Source organism: Luteococcus sp. H91 (genome assembly GCF_038433135.1).
Taxonomy (GTDB): Bacteria; Actinomycetota; Actinomycetes; order Propionibacteriales; family Propionibacteriaceae; genus Luteococcus.
Genome location: NZ_JBCDMV010000039.1, coordinates 1 through 17,156 on the forward strand (window position 1 = coordinate 1; position 17,156 = coordinate 17,156).

General features: G+C 68.9%; 14 protein-coding genes. 9 read left to right on the plus strand and 5 right to left on the minus strand.

Annotated features, from left to right (window positions below):
* Positions 1-814 (plus strand): FtsX-like permease family protein (locus tag AAEX57_RS15585; protein WP_342097809.1); only part of this gene is annotated, 814 nt, incomplete at its 5' end.
* 62 nt (positions 815-876) lie between these two features.
* Positions 877-1,110 carry a PLDc N-terminal domain-containing protein gene (locus AAEX57_RS15590; RefSeq protein WP_342097810.1) on the plus strand — a complete coding sequence of 78 codons (234 nt, stop codon included), beginning with the start codon at positions 877-879 and terminating at the stop codon, positions 1,108-1,110.
* Between the two features lie 326 nt (positions 1,111-1,436).
* On the opposite strand, the gene AAEX57_RS15595 is transcribed toward AAEX57_RS15590, so the two are convergent.
* Positions 1,437-2,321 (minus strand): aminodeoxychorismate lyase, encoded by an 885-nt coding sequence (locus AAEX57_RS15595; protein ID WP_342093222.1) that lies wholly within the window; start codon positions 2,319-2,321, stop codon positions 1,437-1,439.
* Positions 2,322-2,458: 137 nt separating this feature from the next.
* Between AAEX57_RS15595 and AAEX57_RS15600 the strand changes: the two genes are divergently transcribed.
* Genes AAEX57_RS15600 through AAEX57_RS15615 form a run of 4 tightly spaced genes read left to right on the plus strand, consistent with a single transcriptional unit; the run spans position 2,459 to position 8,015 of the window.
* Positions 2,459-2,878 (plus strand): DUF5318 family protein, encoded by a 420-nt coding sequence (locus tag AAEX57_RS15600; protein ID WP_342093221.1) that lies wholly within the window; start codon positions 2,459-2,461, stop codon positions 2,876-2,878.
* On the plus strand, positions 2,871-5,288 hold the full coding sequence (locus tag AAEX57_RS15605; RefSeq protein WP_342093220.1) for a transglycosylase domain-containing protein: 2,418 nt from the start codon (positions 2,871-2,873) through the stop codon (positions 5,286-5,288). Before AAEX57_RS15600 ends, AAEX57_RS15605 begins: the two co-directional genes overlap by 8 nt.
* 4 nt (positions 5,289-5,292) lie before the next feature.
* Entirely contained in the window at positions 5,293-6,840 is a 1,548-nt protein-coding gene (locus AAEX57_RS15610) for a hypothetical protein (RefSeq protein ID WP_342093219.1), read from the plus strand.
* 11 nt (positions 6,841-6,851) lie between these two features.
* Positions 6,852-8,015: a hypothetical protein gene (locus tag AAEX57_RS15615; RefSeq protein ID WP_342093225.1), complete on the plus strand. Its 1,164-nt coding sequence runs from the start codon at positions 6,852-6,854 to the stop codon at positions 8,013-8,015.
* 18 nt (positions 8,016-8,033) lie between these two features.
* Here the strand turns inward: AAEX57_RS15615 and AAEX57_RS15620 are convergent, their stop codons facing one another.
* Positions 8,034-9,422, minus strand: a complete 1,389-nt coding sequence (locus AAEX57_RS15620; RefSeq protein ID WP_342093218.1) for a lipopolysaccharide biosynthesis protein — start codon at positions 9,420-9,422, stop codon at positions 8,034-8,036.
* On the minus strand, positions 9,419-11,647 hold the full coding sequence (locus AAEX57_RS15625; RefSeq protein ID WP_342093217.1) for a glycosyltransferase: 2,229 nt from the start codon (positions 11,645-11,647) through the stop codon (positions 9,419-9,421). Before AAEX57_RS15625 ends, AAEX57_RS15620 begins: the two co-directional genes overlap by 4 nt.
* Positions 11,648-11,760: 113 nt before the next feature.
* Between AAEX57_RS15625 and AAEX57_RS15630 the strand changes: the two genes are divergently transcribed.
* A complete protein-coding gene (locus AAEX57_RS15630) occupies positions 11,761-13,059 on the plus strand; it encodes an O-antigen ligase family protein (RefSeq protein WP_342093216.1) in 1,299 nt (432 codons plus the stop codon).
* Positions 13,056-14,306, plus strand: coding sequence for a glycosyltransferase (locus tag AAEX57_RS15635; protein WP_342093215.1), 1,251 nt, complete (start codon positions 13,056-13,058; stop codon positions 14,304-14,306). The genes AAEX57_RS15630 and AAEX57_RS15635 overlap by 4 nt, the downstream gene beginning before the upstream one ends.
* Here AAEX57_RS15635 and AAEX57_RS15640 read toward each other — a convergent pair.
* Both AAEX57_RS15640 and AAEX57_RS15645 read right to left on the minus strand, forming a co-directional pair.
* Positions 14,268-15,572, minus strand: coding sequence for an O-antigen ligase family protein (locus AAEX57_RS15640; RefSeq protein ID WP_342093214.1), 1,305 nt, complete (start codon positions 15,570-15,572; stop codon positions 14,268-14,270). The genes AAEX57_RS15635 and AAEX57_RS15640 overlap by 39 nt on opposite strands.
* Positions 15,569-16,261 carry a hypothetical protein gene (locus AAEX57_RS15645; RefSeq protein WP_342093213.1) on the minus strand — a complete coding sequence of 231 codons (693 nt, stop codon included), beginning with the start codon at positions 16,259-16,261 and terminating at the stop codon, positions 15,569-15,571. Before AAEX57_RS15645 ends, AAEX57_RS15640 begins: the two co-directional genes overlap by 4 nt.
* A 206-nt stretch (positions 16,262-16,467) precedes the next feature.
* On the opposite strand from AAEX57_RS15645, the gene AAEX57_RS15650 reads away from it, so the two are divergent.
* Entirely contained in the window at positions 16,468-17,082 is a 615-nt protein-coding gene (locus AAEX57_RS15650; RefSeq protein WP_342093224.1) for an acyltransferase, read from the plus strand.
* Positions 17,083-17,156 lie beyond the last annotated feature (74 nt).

The window sequence follows — 17,156 nt, forward strand, 5'->3', positions numbered from 1 at the left end:
GCCGCTGGGTGTTGCACGTCGCACCCGCGGTCCGCGGGCCTCCCTGTGGCGATTGGCTGCCTTCCCCGCGATCCTGTTGGCCTGCTACGTCTTCGTGAACACCATCCGCGTCGAACAGAACACCTCTGTTCTTCTCGTGGTCGCGGCTGTCGTGGTTCTCTTCCTGATCGCGGTGGACCTCATCGGCCCATGGCTGCTCCAACTGCTCACCCGGCCCGTGGCCCGGCATGCACCTGGGGCGGCACTCCGGCTGGCTTCATGGCGGATCGTGAACGATCCCCGTGCGACGTGGCGACGTGCGTCCAACACTGCTGTCCTGGCCTTCATTGCGAGCTCCCTTGCCTGCGCCCCGTTCTCCTACGACCTGGCCGAGAACCCGACGCCCACCGAGCAGACCTTCATGGACAGGGCCCAACCGGACCTCGTTACCGGAGGAATCATCGCCCTGGGAGCCGGCCTACTCCTCACCGCTGCCCACCTGCTCATCACCCAAGCCTCTGCCACCGTCGACCGCGCACACCAGAGCCGTGCCCTGCAGCGCATGGGAGCCCCCAGCACCTTCGCCCTCAGAACCATGTGGCTGGAGACACTCCTGCCCTTGATGGGCAGCACCGCAATGGGCAGCCTCATGGGTGTAGCCCTTGCCTGGCCGATGCGGCAACAACTCATCGCCTCCGGAATGGCCGTGACCGGTACCCCTTGGCGTCTCCTGGTCGTCCTCCTGCTCGGACTCGCCATCGCCGCCGGCGCAGTCGCCGCCTCGACACCGCTCCACCACCGACTGCTGCAGAACGACAGACGCAGCAACGACTGAGCCGAACAGACCCCCAGCACCATCAGCCGGGGAGACCACTACAGCATCAGGAGAAGAATCTCATGTACCAACCGCTGCACATCTCGCTGGAGACAGCGCAACCACAGCACATCTGGGTCGCCGTAGCCACTATGGCCGCTCTCTTGGTGGCCTTCTGGCTCGCTGCCGTCGTGTCCATCGTGGGCTCACCAATCTCGGGCGGCGAGAAGCTCTTGTTCATCCTCGCAACACTTGGCTTCCCATTCTTGGGGCCCCTGGTGTGGTTTGTGTTCATCGCTGGCAAGCACCGACATTAGGCCTGCTAGTAGGTGAACAGAGTCTGACGATGGCACCTAGACTGAGACCTGTATCGCCCCGGCGACCATTCGAGCCCACCGCTCAGGCTCCCGGGGCGACAGTCTGTTCATGGCACCTCAAGGCACGCCAGACGCCGCGTGTGCCCCAGATGTGCCCCGAGCGATCTGCAAACCGCCTCTGACCTGCCCAAACGCCCTATCCAACTTGCTTTGCAAGCAATAGGTCACGGGTTCGAACCCCGTACGCTCCACCACAAGGTCCCCGACGGTCATCCGTCGGGGGCCTGCTCTTTCCCGGGCTGGTGCGCCTTTCGTGCGCCCAGAGCTCAGCTCTTGAAGCCCGCGTAGCCCTTGATCTTCTTGGTGAGCTTCTTGTCCGTGGTCAGCTCACGCCCGTCGAGGGTGAGCACCGGGGCGGCGCCCCGAACCGAGCTGACCAGCCAGACCCCGTCGGCCTTGGCCAGATCCTTGGGCTTCATCAGCCGGTACTCGGTCTTCCAGCCGTCCTTGGCGGCGGCGGCGAAGACCTGCTTCTGAGTGATCGAGTCCAGGATTCCGGTGCCCTCCACCGGCGTGGTGGTCAGCATGCCGTCGCGGGCGACGAGCAGGGCGGCGGTGGGGCCCTCCAGACAGTAACCGTCGGTGCTGGTGAACAGCACGTCGTCGGCCTTGCGCCGGTGCGCCTCGCGCTTGGCGGCCATGTTCACGCCGTAACTGAGCGACTTCACGCCCCCCAGCAGCCACGGCGCGTTGACATGGGCATCACTGGCCATGCCGCGGCTCAGGGTCACGACGTCGATCCCGTCGCGCTGGGCCAGGGCGGCCGGGGTGATCTCGGTGATGCTGAGCACCAGCAGCGGAATGCCCTGGGTGCTCTCCAGCCCGGAGGTCTGCATCAGCTTCAGGGTGGCCTCGCCGGGATGGCTCCAGGCCTCGACGGCCTCCCCGATCAGCGTGTGCCACGCATCATGGTCGATGTGTTCCCCGCACAGCGCGAGGAAGGAACGGTCCATCCGGGTCAGGTGCTCGTCCAGGTTGTCGACGGTGGACACGCCGTCGGAGGCGGTCAGGACGCGGGTGGCGTCGAAGACCCCGTCACCCCGGGTGAATCCCAGGTCGTCGGCCGTCGCGATGTGCTTCTTGGGCGACAGGATGCCGCGGCCGTTGACCGCAACCAGTTGGGCGGGGGACGAGCTTGCCTTGGACTTCATTCCGCAAGGGTAGTGGCAGCGCGGCCGTCGGCCGGTAGGCGGCTCCGTCGCCGCGGCCACCAGCCCGTCGACGGGCACAGAACACGCCCCCGTCTCAGCGGGATGTCAGGCAACGGCGCATAGGCTGGTAGCCATCTATGTGGTCGCAGCGTGAGGTGATGAGTCATGCGTTGCAGCGTCGCCGAGCCTTGGTGGCCCTGCAGCAGCCGCAACGCGCCCTCAGCGAGAACGGTCCCTGTGATGCGGATCCGCTGCTGGTGCGGGCCGCGCTGCACCACGGTGAGTCGAGCGACCAGGACTGCCCGGTCTGCGGTGGCGAGCGACTCACCAATCTGAACTACACCTTCGGCGACCAGTTGGGGCAGTTCAGCGGACGAATCAAGTCCAGCGAGGAGCTGGCGGAGATGCAGGACCAGTACGGCGAGTTCACGGTCAGGGTGGTCGAGGTCTGCCCCGACTGCTTCTGGAACCACCTGGTGCTCACCTACAAACTCGGGGATGGCAGGAAGCGCAGGCCGCCGCGCCGTCAGGAAACAGTTGAGGACATCTATGGCTGACAAGACACCCAAGAGCGCCGACGGCAGTGGGGCCAGCCCCGCCGAACCTGCCACCGGGAAGGCCGGCACGCCGCGCAAGAAGCACAGCCTGTGGGTGAAGATCCTCGGGGTCGGCGTGATCGGGCTGTTGCTGATGGCGCTGGCGGGAATGATCGGTGGCCTGGTCTTCTACAACCGCACGTCGCTGCCGGACCCCAACAAGGACTTCACCACCAACACCACCTTCCTGTACTACAACGACTCGAAGACCAAGCTGGGCAGCTTCGCCGTGCAGAACCGGCAGAGCCTGCCCTACGAGCAGATGCCGGCCTCCATCAAGGACGCGGTGGTGGCGGCGGAGAACCGCAGCTTCTGGACCGACCGGGGCATCTCCCCGTCGGGCATCGTGCGCTCGGCCTGGACGATTGCCCGCGGTGGCGATGTGCAGGGCGGCTCCACCATCACCCAGCAGTACATCAAGGTGCTCTACCTCAGCCAGGACCGCACCATGTCCCGCAAGCTGCGGGAGCTGGCGCTGGCCACCAAGATGGGCAAGGAGATGAGCAAGGAGGAGATCCTCCAAGGCTACCTGAACACCATCTACTACGGCCGCGGCGCCTACGGCATCCAGGCCGCCAGCAAGAGCTACTTCAACATCGACGCGAAGGAACTGAACATCCCGCAGGCCGCGGTGCTGGCCAGCGTGCTGAACAATCCGTCGGCCTATGACCCGTCGGCGGCCAAGGGCAACACCGCGCGACTGCTGGATCGCTACCGCTACGTGCTGCAGGGCCTGCAGGAGGCCGGCAAGATCACCCCGGCCCAGTACGCGCAATGGAGCAAGGCGCTGCCGGAATTCCCGGACATTCCGCTCAACCAGCGCTGGGGCGGCACCAATGGCTACCTGATGAAGATGGTGCAGGAGGAGCTGATGGCCAAGGGCTTCACCCAGGGCCAGATCGAGGGCGGCGGCCTGACCATCACCACCACCTTCGACCATAAGTTGCAGGAGCGGGCGATCGACGTCGGCACTTACTACAAGAAGGTCGTCGGGGCCAATGGCTCCGGTGGCGCCGCGGCCATCCATCCCGCGATCGCGTCGGTGAAGGTGGGCACCGGTGAGGTGCTGGCCGCCTATGGTGGCGCCGACTACATCAAGAACAACCGCAACTGGGCGACGACGGACCGTCCCGCCGCCTCCACCTTCAAGACCTATGCCACCATCGCCGGTCTGCGCAATGGCCTCAGCCTGCGCTCCAGCCTGAACGGCAACACCTACACCCCGCGGGGCGACTCGGTGCCGATCCGCAACGAGTTCAGCATGCAGTACGGCACCGTCACCCTGCGCAAGGCGCTGGCCGAATCCATCAACACCGCCTTCGTCGACATGACGGAGAAGATCGACGGCGGCCCGGAGGCGATCATCAAGGCCGCGAATGACGCGGGCGTGGCCAAGGGTGCCGGTTGGGATCCCAATGGCCGGATCGCGCTCGGCATCGCCGAGCTCAGCCCGCTGGAGAATGCGGGCGGTTATGCAACCCTGGGCAATGACGGGGTGCACGTGGCCAACCACGTCGTCGCCGAGGTCAAGGACGCCAAGGGCAAGGTGCTCTACACCGCAGACACCAAGGGCAAGCAGAGCATCGAGCAGGACGTCTCCCGCGACGTGACCTCCGCGCTGCGCTCCGTGGTCAGCAGCGGTACCGGCGGCCGGGTGGCCGGGATGGGCTTCGAGGTGGCCGGCAAGACCGGTACCAATGGCATCACCCGCGAAGGCAAGAGCATCATCACCTCGGCCTGGTTCACCGCCTTCACCCCGCAGATCTCCACCTCGGTGATGTTCGTGGCCGGCGATGACGGCAACCAGTCGCTGGACAGCTACGCCCGCCCCGGCGACAGCGCCTTCTTCGGCGGAACCTACCCGGCGATGGTCTGGCGGGACTTCATGAAGGTGGCGATGGAGGGCCAGGACCACAAGTCCTTCCCGCCCGCGGCCAATGTGAACTACGGCGAGGAGAAGGGCCGGGTCTACATTCCGCGGCCCACCCGTACCGCCACCGGCAAGAGCACCGGAAGTTCCGGCCAGGGATCCTCCACGGACTCCTCCGACGACAAGAGCAGCGCCAAGCCGTCGGCCAGCGAGCCCAAGGAGTCCTCCGCGGCGCCGCAGAGCACGGCACCCGCGGCGAGCCAGCCGGCCGAGACCGTCACCGCGAAGGCGCCCGAGACAGCGAAGGCACCAGAGACCGCCAAGGCCCCCGCGACCACCAAGCAGCCGGCCACCCAGCCCGCCCAACCCACCAGGGTGGCTACCTCCAAGGTGGTCACCCAGCCCACCAAGGCAACCACAACGCAGGCCAAGACCACCGGTCAGGGCCAGAATGCTGGCCAGAACAAGGCCACCACGGCCGCCAGCAGTGGCAACGGCTGAGCCCATGGCCCGTCCGACGCAGCTGCCGCCCAGGCTGGATCTTGAATCCAGGCTGGGCGGTCCGGTGGGGCGGCATGCCGCGCGCACCGGAGTGTGGTTCAACCCGGTGCCGTGGACGATCCTGATGGCCACGCTGACCTGGCTGGTCACGTTGCTGCGCCATCGGCCGTGCCAGCAGCACGTCGACGGCCAACCCGTAGATGCGTTCATGCGGCTGTGTTATTCCGACATTCCGCTGCTCTACCAGAACACCCTGCTGGGTCGCGGCGGCGTCCCCTTCCGCGACGTCGCGCTGGATCGGCCGCCGCTGGTCGGCGCACTCGTGCTTTTCAACCGCGGTCTGGCCCGGCTGGCCGGTGCCCGGCCGGTCGACGAGGCCACCGGCCAGATGATGGTGGACGGCGCCCACCGCTTCTTCCTGGCCAGCGCCGTCACCCTGTTCTGCTGCTTCCTGCTGCTGGTGGGCTGCATGCTGCTGCTCGGGCGTGGATCGGCGACGGGAATGACCCGGCAGCTCTCCGGCCGGGTGCGCAGCTGGGACGCACTGCTGGTGGCCGGCGCCCCCGGCATCATCACCGGCGCCCTGGTCAGCTGGGATCTGCTGGCGGTCAGCCTGAGCGCCGCGGCGCTGCTGGCCTGGGCCCTTCGCCGGCAACGGACCAGCGGAATCCTGTTCGGGCTGGCGGTGGCGGCCGGCTTCTGGCCGCTGCTGGTGCTCTTCGGCCTGCTGCTGCTCTGCCTGCGGGCCAACCGGGCCGACGCCTGGCTCTCCACCTCCAGCTGGGCCGCGCTGGTCTGGGCGGCGATCAACCTGCCGGTGATGATCGCCCATCCGTCGGGCTGGACTGCCTTCTTTGCCAGTTGGCAAAGACGCGGGCCGGATCTGGGCTCGGTCTGGTTCGTGCTGCACGACGCCGGGGTGAAGATCCCGATGCTGTCGGTGCTGGTGGCGGGCCTGATGATCGCGTGGCTGGCCTGGGTCTCCAGCCTGGTGCTGCGCGCGCCTCGCCGCCCGCGGGTGGGGCAGATCGCCTTCCTGCTGGTCGCCGGGTGGCTGCTGGTCAACAAGGTCTACGCCCCGCAACAGGTGCTCTGGCTGGTGCTGCTGGTGCCGCTGGCCCGCCCCAAGCTGGCCGACTGGGCGGTCTGGTCGGTGGCCGAGGTCTTCTACTGCTGGGCGGTCTGGGGACACCTGGGCGGGCAGCTCTCGCCCGGCGACGGTGGCAGCGACGTCGCTTACTGGGCCGCCATCGTCTTCCGGGTGATGGTGCTGGTCTGGCTGGTCGCCCAGGTGCGCCACGACCTGCTGCACCCCTGGCAGGATCCGGTGCGCACCCCGCTGGTGGACGATCCGATCGGCGGGGTGCTGGACCACGCCCCGGACCAGCCGCTGGGTGCCCGGGAGGGTGAGCTCTCCTTCTTCGGCCCCGACGACGAGGCCTCGACGGGTTCGGCCACCGTGGCTGCGTCCGAGCAAGACCCAACCACGATCCCCGAGCCTGTGGAGGGGCCGGAGGGCTTGCCCGCACCCCGCCGCGGAGCGCCGGAGTGAGTATCCGTCGGATGGGCACCGACGCCTGGTGGGTGGCCCGCTGTTGGCTGCTCAGCCGGGGGATGCTGCTGGCCATCGCCCTGGTGGTGATGATCACCCAGCGACGCAGCGGGCATGACCTGCTGAGCGCCTGGGATGTGGCGCACTTCGAGGGGATCGCCACCAATGGGTACGCCAATCCGATCGACCGCGCCTTCTTCCCGGGGCTGCCGCTGCTGCTGCGGGCCGCGCACACCGTGGGGATCCCAATGGGCCTGGCCGGGGTGGGGATCGCCGCGATCTGTTCGGCGCTGGCGGCCTGGGCGCTGCTCCGGCTGGGTGGCCCGGTGGCCGCCGGGCTGTGGCTCTTCGCCCCGACGACGGTCTTCACCGCCATCGGCTACACCGAGGCGCCCTTCTGCGCCGCCGCCTTCTGGGCCTGGGAAAGGGCCCGCAACAAGCACTGGGGGCAGGCGGCGCTGCTGACGGCGGTGGCCTGCAGTTTCCGGGTCTCCGGGCTCTTCCTGATCGGTGCGCTGGGGTTGCTGGCGCTCACCCAGCACGGCGTCCCCGCGGTGAAACGCCTCACCCATGCGGCCCTGGTCGCCGCGGCCTTCCTGGTGCTGTTCGGCTACGTCGCCTACCTGCACCACCTCACGGGCTCCTGGCGGGCCTGGTTCGAGGCGCAGCAGAGTGGCTGGAACCGTGGCTTCACGAACCCGCTGGACGCCCTGCAGCACACCCTGGATGCCGCCAAGCGGTCGCGCTGGCCGGATCGGCCGGCGGTGGCGACGGTCTTCGGCGCCGAGGTGGTCTCGATGGCGGTCGGGCTGCTGGTCAGCGTCGTGCTGCTGGTGCGGCGACGCTGGGCCCAGGCCGGCTGGGTGGGGGTGCAGGTCTTTGCCTTCGCCACCTCCTGGTGGTTCATGAGCGTCAACCGTGCGGTGCTGCTCTGGTTCCCGCTGTGGCTGCTGGTGGCGGAGCTCGCGCGAGTGGCCTTTCCCGAGGCATCGACGCAGCCTGCCCCGGCCCCGGCGAAGGCCCAGCCCGCCGCGGGTCGGCACGCCGCCGGCGGCCCGGTGCTGCCCGGCTCCGTGCTGGCCAGCCGGATCGCCGTCGTCGCCTTCACCGCGGGCAGCACGCTGGCGATGCTGTGGTGGGCCTGGCAGTACTTCACCGGCGCCTGGGCCAGCTGACTGAAACCGGCGGCCGGCTCAGCCCTCCTCGGTGCGGGCCTCGGCCAGCTCGACGGCCTCGTCCGCGCTGACCTCACTGCCGTCGGTCTCGTCGTCGGTGGGTTCCCGGTCAAAGCTCCAGGCCGCCCACAGCGCCAGCAGGATGAAGACCACCAGCAGCCCGGCCATGCTCCAGGAGACCATCGTCATGGTTTGCAGAATGCTGGAGTGGTAGCGCCAGATCAGGGTCAGCGGCACCGCGGCGTAGGCGCAGGCGAAGAGGAACATGGTGCCCTGCCGCTTCACGGTGATGAACATCAGCGAGATCGGCGAGGTGACGAAGTTCAGGTAGAGCCACGGCACCAGACAGCGGGCGATCTGCCCGGCCAGGGTCCAGTCGTGGTTGCCCTTGGAGCCCAGCACGAAGGGGAAGAGCCACGGCGCCAGCAGCCAGATCAGGGTGAAGGGGATGATGCCGATCGCCAGCGACCGCACCACGGCATTGCGCACCACCGGGAACATCTTGCCCCGACGGGTGGTGGCCAGCTTCTGGTAGAAGACCTGGGTCAGGGCCCCGTTGATCAGGCCCATCGGCATCTGCAGGAGCGTCCAGGCCTGGGCGAACTGCCCCAGGACTGCCTTGGTGAAGAAGGCGGCCACCAGCAGGTTGATGCCCTGCAGCCGAATCTGGTCCACCAGGGCATTGGGGCCCTGCACCAGGGGCATCTTCTTGTGCTCCTCGGCGACGGTGCGCAGGGCCGGGTCGCCGTCCTGACGTCGGGTCTCGTGTCGGGTCAGCCGCCACAGGTTGATCATGCTGAACCACTGGCCAACCAGGCTGCCGACGATCATCCCCAAGGGCCCTGCCCAGAGCAGGCCGACACCCAGCTGGGTGGCGGTGGTGCCGATCGACTGCCCCATCTTGTTGCGGGCCATCTCCTTGTACCGCTGCCGCCGGTTCAGCCAGTACAAACGGCTGGAGAGCTGGGTCATGGCAAAGACCAGCAGGCCCACCAGCGGTAGGTAGGGCGCCAGCGACGGATCCTTCAGCAGCCCGGCGACGGGTTTGGCGAAGATGCTCAGCCCGACGATGCTCAGCCCGGCCGTGACCAGCGCCAGCCGGCTGGCCAGGTTGAGTACGGAGCGGGCCTCGACGTCGCGCTTCGGGGTGACCACGGCCAAGTCATAGCGCAGGGCACCCACCGCCGCGATGCCGGAACCCAGCGCCATGTAGAGCGAGTAGAGCCCGAAGTCGGCGTCGGTGTACATCCGGCTCAGCAGCGGCCGGGCCACCAGCGGGATCACCTGCGCGACGGCCGTTCCCGTCATCAGGGTGAGGACGTGCTTGAGGAAGGTGTTGGAGCGCAGCCGCTGGGCCAGGCTCTGCGGTGCGGGGGCTGCCCCGGGCTCCTGCTCGATGCCCGTCATCGGGCCTCGCCCACGGTCAGCCGGTAGGCGTCCAGCATGGCATCCACCGAAGCAGACCAGGAATAGGTGTCCTCCACGTGGGTGCGCCCGGCGGCACCCATCCGGGCCCGCAACGCCGGATCCAGCGCCAGCCGGGCAATCGCCTGGGCGGCCTGCTCGACGTCGTCGACGCCGATGATGATGCCGGTCTGGCCGTCGATGGTCACCTCGGCGGGTCCCTCGGTGTCGGAGACGACGACGGGCAGCCCGCAGGCCCCCGCCTCCAGGATCGCGGCGCCGAAACTCTCCTGACGGCTGAGCGCGACGTAGATGTCCAGCTCGCGCAGCCGGTCCGGCACCTGCTCGTGCGGTGCCTTGCCGGTCAGGGCATCGGGCAGGCCCAGCTCGTCGGCCAGCCGTCGCAGGTCGGCCTCGGCGGGACCGCCGCCGGTGATCTGCAGCCGCAGCGCGGGGCCGCCGGCCGCGGCGACGATCTCCCGGGCCCGGACGAAGGTCCGGATCAGGGTGTCGATCCCGTAGACCGGCTTGAGCAGCTTGACCGTACCCACCACCACCTCGTCGCGCCCCCCTTCGTCGCGCGCTGGGCGCTGCGCGGCCGGGGTGAACCGTTCGGTGTCGATCCCGAAGGGGGTGACGCTGATCTGCTTGTCGGTGAAGTGACGGGTGCGCTCGGCCATCGCCCGGCTGGTGGAGGCGACGCGGGTGGCGGCGGCCAGGTTGCCGCGCAGCAGCTTGGCCAGCGCCGGATTGCGATCCGGGAATTCGTAGACGTCGGAGCCCCAGACCGAGAGCAGGTGCGGCACGGACAGCCCGGTCAGCGCGATCCGGGAGAGGGTGCCGTAGCCGCTGGCGTAGTGGGTGTTCACCAGATCCGGCCGCAAGCGCTGCACCAGGGTGCGCACGGCCGGGGCGGCGGCGACGTAGCCCGTCCCGCGGGGGTTGGGCAGCCGGTGCAGCGTGACCCGATCGTCATAGGACTGGTCGGCCGGGTCATGGGTGGAGGCCAGGTGCACCTCCAGCCCGCGATCGACCAGGGCATTGGCCCACCGGGCCGTGTGGATCGAATTGGCGGCCGAGACCAGCAGCACGCTGCGCGGGCCGTCGGCCCGCCGGTCACCTGGCTCGGCGCCGGTCAGTTCGCGCACCACGGTGCGGGCCCGCTCCAGCCAGGTGTGGCCCTCACGGGCGCCCATCACGTCCTGGTGGGCGCGGTGCACCTCGTCGGGGCTGGCCACCAGGTGTCGCAGCAGTTCGGTGGCCGCTTCCCGTGAATAGGGCAGCGACCAGCCCAGCCGGTTCTCGGCGACGAAACGCCCGGTCAGCGAGCCCTCGCTGGCAATCATCGGCTTGCCATTGCCCAGGTATTCGTAGACCTTCACCGGCGCGGCAAAATCCCAGTACTCCACCGGCTCTGCGTAGACCACCGCCACATTGGTGCGCTGGTAGAGCTCCTTGAGCTCCTCGCCGGAGCGGTGCACCACCTCCACATTCGGGGGCAGCGGCTCGTACTCGTCGCGGATCGCCGCCCAGTCGGCCTCCCGGCAGCACAGCACCAGGTGCGCCTCGGGCACGTCGGCCATGGCCTGGGTGAGGGCATGCAGCCGGTAGTGGGCGCCGATCCCGCCGACGTAGAGCATCCGCAGCGGCTCGGGCGAGACCTCCGTCGGTTCCGGGACGTCGTGCCCCGGTGGCAGCGGCGAGTAGGTCAGCCTGGGATCGCCCACATGCGCGGCCATCTCCCGGCTGGGCAGGAAGAGCACGTCGGTGGCCCGGCGGTAGGCCAGCAGGTCATGCCGGTAGGCGGCCAGCGCGGAGTACTTCTTCACCGGATTCAGCCCGACGCCGTAGTTGGGGAAGCGCCAGTAGATGTCGCGGTAGAACAGCCCGACGCGGGTTCCGTGCGCGCGCAGGGTGCGCAGCAGCGCGAAGTCCACCAGCGGGTGGTGCGGCAGGTGGTCTGGGTCCGTCAGCAGCGTCGGCATGGTGGACGACTCGGAATAGCAGAAGTCGAAGTGCAGGCCGTCGGCCAGGGCGCGGCGCACCTTCGCGGCGGCCTCGACCCGCTGGCCGCTGGTTCCGGTCACCTCCCAGACCTCATAGCCCAGCGACTCGAAGGCATCCCGCATCCGGACGGGGCGGATCCCGCTGGCGCTGGTGGCCATGCGGTTCAGGGGATAGGGCGCATGGAAGATCATGCGCGGCCTGTTGTGCGGGGCGTCGCTCATGCGGTGATCCTACCGAGCCGCCGACGCCCACCAGCAGTCCGAGCCTCAGCGGCGTCTAAGGTGTGGCTGTGGCAGACGCAATCCCGCTTCCTCCCAGGCCCGGACGGTTCACCATGGACCGGCTGGTCCAGTACGCGCTCGGCCTTGCCTTGGTGGTGATGCAACTGGTGAACCTGCGGGTGGGGCTGAACGGTCGCCCGGCCGTCGTCTCCCTCTTCCTGCTCGGCTTCGGTGCGGTGAGCGTGTTGACCCTGCCCTGGCTGCTCCGTCCCGGCCTGCGTACCCGCAGCGGCAACCTGGTGCTCGGCTCCTTCCTGGTCCTGTTGGGCTGGGCGCTGTGGTCGTCCTTGAACACCCCCTTGCCGCGGGTGTTGAAGCCCTGGGTGGACGTCTCCCGCCCGTACCTGGTGGTCCCGGTGGTCACCGCCATCGCCACCACCGCCTCGGCCTGGGGGCTGATGGCCGCGGTCAGTCCCGCCCGTCGCCCTGTGCTGCTTTGGCGGGCCTCGATGCTGCTGGCCGCCACCACCCTGCTGGCCGGGCCTCGCACCATGCTGGCCAACCACTCCCTGCGGTTGGGCACGGGCATGGGCGGTGCCGCGATCTACCACGTCGTGCTGCTGCTGGCTGGGGCGGTTCTGCTGCGCTCCGCCCTGCGCGACGAGCACCGCCGCTGGAGCCTGGCTGGGGTGGCCGTCTGCCTGCTGGGCATCCTGATGACCGGCTCCCGCGCCGGGCTGTTGAGCCTGCTGGTCTTTCTGGGCCTGCTGGGTGTCGCCTTCGCGATGCGCGGCCGGATCAAGCTGGTGCTGGCGCTGTCAGGCGCCCTGGTTGCGCTGCTGGTGGCCCTGATGGCCGTCTTCCCGGTGGCCCGACGCTTGGTCCAGCCCAACGAACAGTTCCGGGCGGCCAACTACGAGACGGCCTGGCGAACCTGGCAGGCGAGCGGCCACAACACCTGGCTGGGGGTCGGTTCGGGCCGGATGTGGCCGTGGTACTTCTACGAGTCCGGTGCCAGCCCGGTGCCGTGGCGCGGCGTGATCCAGACCGGCTACGGCCGTTCGCTGACCAATCCGCACTCCCTCTACCTGGGGGTGCTGGCCGAACTCGGCCTGGTGGGGGCCGCCCTGCTGCTGGTGCTGGTCGGTGCGGTGGTCTGGCAGCTGGTCGTGGCCTGGCGCACCATGCTGCGCACCGCCCCCGGTGCCCCCGCGGCCGAGGCGCTGGCGTCGCTGGCCACCCTGGTGGTTCCGCTGGCACTGTTCGCCACCCTGGTCGCCTTCGCCGTCGACCACTACCTGTTCAAGAACTTCGCCATCAGCTTCTGGTGGTGGCTGGTGCTGGCCGCCACCTGGGGACTGCGTGGCCCCGTCCGGCAAGATCAATCCGCATCCGTGGAGGTGTCCGCATGACCCGCATCGTGATCATCACCCGAGCCTTCCCCTGGCTGCCCGGGGAGCAGTTCGTCGAGCCGGAGGCGCCTTTCTGGGAGCGGGACGACGCCGAGGTGATCGTGATGCCCTGGAAGATGGAGGGCGAGCCCCGGCCGCTCCCGGCCAGCGTGCGCACCGACGACTGCATCGCTCGGATCAGCCCCGCACAGCGGCGGCGCGCCCGGCTGGCGGCGGTGCGCACCGGCCTGTTCTGGCGAGAGATCGGCTGGCTGGCGCGGCACAAGCGGCTCAACCGGGCCACCGCCCAGGAGTGCGTGCGCGCCGTCGGCGGTGCACTGGCGCATCGTGATGCGCTGGCGTCCTGGATCGAGCGCAACGGCCCGATCGACGTGGTCTACACCTACTGGTGGGATGTCTGGACCTATGGCGCCCAACTGCTCAAGGGCAAGGGGGTCGGGCACGTCGTCAGCCGCGCCCACCGCTACGACCTCTACGAGGATCGCCACCCCAGCGGCTACCTGGGGCTCAAGCGGCAGCTCGGGCCGCAGCTGGATGCCCAGCTGGCCATCTCCGTCGACGGCCGGGCCGCGGTGATCGAGCAGTACGGCCTTCCGGAGTCGATCGTGCGGCTGAGTCCGCTGGGCGTTGAAGTACCCGAGCGCGGTGCCGCCACCTCATCGGCCGGTGAGCTGCGGCTGATGAGCACCGCCCTGATGAACCCGGTGAAGCGGATCGACCGGATGGTCGACGCGGTGGCCGAGCTCGCCCGGCAGCATCCGGAGCTGCAGGTGCACTGGACCCACTTCGGCGGCGGCGCCCAGTACGACGAGTTCACCGCCCGCACCCGGGAGCTGACCGACGGGCCGCAGGCGCTGGCCAATCTGCACGTCGACCTGCCCGGAAATGTGGCCAACACCACCATCCGGGAGCACCTGGCGCAGGCCCCGGTGGATCTGTTCGTCAACACCTCGGAGTCGGAGGGTGTGCCGGTTTCCATCATGGAGGCGATGGCCTTCGGGGTGCCCGTCCTGGCCCCCGCGGTGGGCGGCATCGGAGACATCGTGCCGGCCGGGGGGGCCGGTGGCCAGCTGCTGTCGCCGGCTCCCGACGGGCAGGAGGTGGCCCAGGCTTTGTGGGCCTGGCACGAGCGGTGCAAGCTCGCCGACCAGCGGGCCGCCGCCCGGGCCGTCGTCGAGCACAACTACGACCAGGCCAAGAATTTCAGCTCACTGATGGACAGCCTGGTCCGCCTCGGCGGCCAGTGAGGCCTGGTCGGCGGAGGCCCGCGTTGCCGGGGCGGCGCCCAGGCCGCGGGCGCTGCCGGTCAGCCCGGCGAAGGCCACGATCAGCCACAGCCACACCTGGTGGTAGCGCAGCGTCGACGAGGTGACCAGGCCGAGCAGCGGGTAGACCATGGTCACGACGCTGGCGGCCACCACCCGCCAGCCGGGATTGCTGCGCTGGCGGAGCACGCCGCGACGGGTGACGAACCACCAGCAGGCCAGGTAGACCAGCAGGCCGGGGATGCCGAACCAGACGACGAATTCCAGCAGCATGTTGTGCGGATCCATCAGGGTGTTGCCGTAGACCGCCCGCGCCGCCCGTTGGTACTCGGTGTTGCTGCCCCAGCCGATCAGGGCCCGCATCGGGTTGTCGGCCAGCATCTCCCTCACCTTGCGGAAGATGATTCCGCGGGTGGCGGTGGAGTTGTCCTGAACCCAGGGGCTCATCGCCAGGGCCGCCAGCCCGATCACACCCAGGGCGCCGGCCGCGAAGATCATCCGGAAGCTGATGGCGCCCGGGCGGACGATCCGCACGGAGAGCAGGGCGATGATCAGGGCGGCCAGCACCACCCCGCCCAGCGCACCGCGCGAGCCCATGTAGGCGATGAAGAAGGTGGTGGTGGCCAGGATGGACCAGCGGCCCAGTGTGGCCAGCTGGCTGACCCGGGGCTGGAAGACCATCCGCGCCAGGACGCAGATGAACAGCAGGGCCATCGCGACGGAGTAGTCGTTGAAGTTGGGGAAGAGCGCCGCCACGAAGAAGCGGTTGGCCTTGATGGCGACGGCGGTGTTGCCGGTGGGGTACAGCAGCGGCAGGAACTTGAAGCCGGTGACGGCCTCGAAGATGCTCAGTCCCCAGCTGAACAGCAGGCCCGCGTAGATCCCGTCGAAGAGCCGACGGGCTGCCCGTTCGCGCAGGTGCCCCCGGAAGATGGCCGCCGCCACCAGGGCGATGGCCACGATGATGATCAGGTTGTTGCCGGTGCCGGCCAGCAGCGCCGGATTGGTGGTGAGCACGCCGAACAGGGCGGTGATGCCGCAGACCTGCAGCAGCCGGAGCAGTCGGTGCGGCAGCCGGGCCGAGCGGGACAGGCCGTGCACCAGCACGACGACGGCGGGCAGCACCAGCAGGGCGACGAAGCCCATCGGGATCCGGGCCGTGACCAGAAAGGCTGCCAGCCAGAGCAGGACCGTGACGTCGCGCTCGGCGAGCGGTCCCGACCATCGCGGCCGGGGGATCGCGATCATCGTGCCGCGGTGTCGACGGCCTTGCCGCGGGTGCGCCGGGCCTGGCGGGCCTCCAGCAGGAAGGCGGTCACCAGCCAGGCCGCCAGGGCGGCGGCGACGGCCGGCAGCAGTCCGCCGGCCTTGCTGCCGGTGGGGATGGCCTCGGGGTCATCGGGGCTCATGCTCTTGGCGGATTCCACCTGGACCATGGCAGGCACCTTCTCCTTGGGCAACTTCACGATCCCCGCCTCGTGGGAGATCAGGGAGCTGGCCAGAGCATCGGCCATCTTCAGCGAATCCTCCTCGTTGGGGGCAGTCGCGTTGACGGCCAGCAGCATGGAGCCACCACCCCAGTAGAAGGAGGTCATGTCCCGCACCTCGTCTGGCGTGTACTTCCCACCCATCGCCTTGGAGACGTCGTCCATCATCACCGGAAGATCCTGCAGGGCGACGAAGGTGCGCATCCACTGGGAGAGCAATTCTGCCTTCAGGCCGACGTCGCCCGCGGTGTCGCCCGCGCTCTCCAACTGCAGCATGATGTGGGCCTTGGCCTGGTGATCGGCCTGCGCGGGGGTGCTGCCGGTGCGGAGGAAGGTCGCGCCCACAGCGGCGCCCAGCACTGCGAGTGCCACCAGCGTGGCGGGCAGCCAGTAGCGCAGCAGGCGGGACAGGTAGCCGAGCAGGTCAACGGTTTCGTCATCGGTGTGCACCCGATGATCCTAGCTGGAAGGTGACGATTCCCCGCCGTGCGTCGGCGGGGTTTCGGGCCGGGAAGCCAACCCGGCGATCCTTTCCCTGCCGGCTTGTCGCCTGTCGGCTGCGACAGGGAGGAATGCGCGCGATAGCCTTGACCGAGTAGACCACGCTGCCCTTGGAGGCCAAGTTGAACAACGTACGCATCCAGCCCACCGCCGACATGGACGAGGGAGTCACGATTGGTGACGGCTCCTCGATCTGGCATCTGGCGCAGGTGCGCCATGGCGCGGAGCTCGGTACCAATGTGATCGTCGGTCGGGGCGCCTACATCGGTGAAGGTGTGCACGTCGGCAACAACTGCAAGATCCAGAACTACGCCCTTGTCTACGAGCCGGCATACCTCGAGGACGGCGTCTTCATCGGCCCGGCCGTGGTGCTGACCAATGACCACTTCCCGCGGGCGATCAATCCCGACGGCACCGTCAAGAGCGCGTCGGACTGGGAGCCGGTCGGCGTGACCCTCAAGGAGGGTTGCTCGATAGGTGCGCGTACCACCTGCGTCGCCCCGGTGACCGTTGGCCGCTGGGCCACGGTCGCGGCCGGTTCCGTCGTCGTCAAGGACGTTCCCGACTATGCGCTGGTGGCGGGCGTTCCCGCGCGGCGGATCAAGTGGGTGGGCCGTTCGGGCTTCCCGCTGGTCGAGGACGGCACCGACGCCACGGGCAAGAAGCAGTTCCGCGACGAGAAGACCGGTGACGTCTTCGTCGAGGAGAACGAAACCCTGACCCTGGTGGCCGAAGGGTCCGCCAGCACTGATTCGGAGGAAACCAAGTGACTGAAGCATTCATCCCGCCGGCCAGGCCGATCGTCGGCGAGGAAGAGATCGAGGCGGTCACCCGGGTGATGCGC

Coding starts and splice junctions, on each gene's coding strand:
- AAEX57_RS15590 (WP_342097810.1), top strand. CDS start 877: ATGTACCAACCGCTGCACATCTCGCTGGAGACAGCGCAACCACAGCAC.
- AAEX57_RS15595 (WP_342093222.1), bottom strand. CDS start 2,321: ATGAAGTCCAAGGCAAGCTCGTCCCCCGCCCAACTGGTTGCGGTCAAC.
- AAEX57_RS15600 (WP_342093221.1), top strand. CDS start 2,459: ATGTGGTCGCAGCGTGAGGTGATGAGTCATGCGTTGCAGCGTCGCCGA.
- AAEX57_RS15605 (WP_342093220.1), top strand. CDS start 2,871: ATGGCTGACAAGACACCCAAGAGCGCCGACGGCAGTGGGGCCAGCCCC.
- AAEX57_RS15610 (WP_342093219.1), top strand. CDS start 5,293: ATGGCCCGTCCGACGCAGCTGCCGCCCAGGCTGGATCTTGAATCCAGG.
- AAEX57_RS15615 (WP_342093225.1), top strand. CDS start 6,852: ATGGGCACCGACGCCTGGTGGGTGGCCCGCTGTTGGCTGCTCAGCCGG.
- AAEX57_RS15620 (WP_342093218.1), bottom strand. CDS start 9,422: ATGACGGGCATCGAGCAGGAGCCCGGGGCAGCCCCCGCACCGCAGAGC.
- AAEX57_RS15625 (WP_342093217.1), bottom strand. CDS start 11,647: ATGAGCGACGCCCCGCACAACAGGCCGCGCATGATCTTCCATGCGCCC.
- AAEX57_RS15630 (WP_342093216.1), top strand. CDS start 11,761: ATGGACCGGCTGGTCCAGTACGCGCTCGGCCTTGCCTTGGTGGTGATG.
- AAEX57_RS15635 (WP_342093215.1), top strand. CDS start 13,056: ATGACCCGCATCGTGATCATCACCCGAGCCTTCCCCTGGCTGCCCGGG.
- AAEX57_RS15640 (WP_342093214.1), bottom strand. CDS start 15,572: ATGATCGCGATCCCCCGGCCGCGATGGTCGGGACCGCTCGCCGAGCGC.
- AAEX57_RS15650 (WP_342093224.1), top strand. CDS start 16,468: ATGGACGAGGGAGTCACGATTGGTGACGGCTCCTCGATCTGGCATCTG.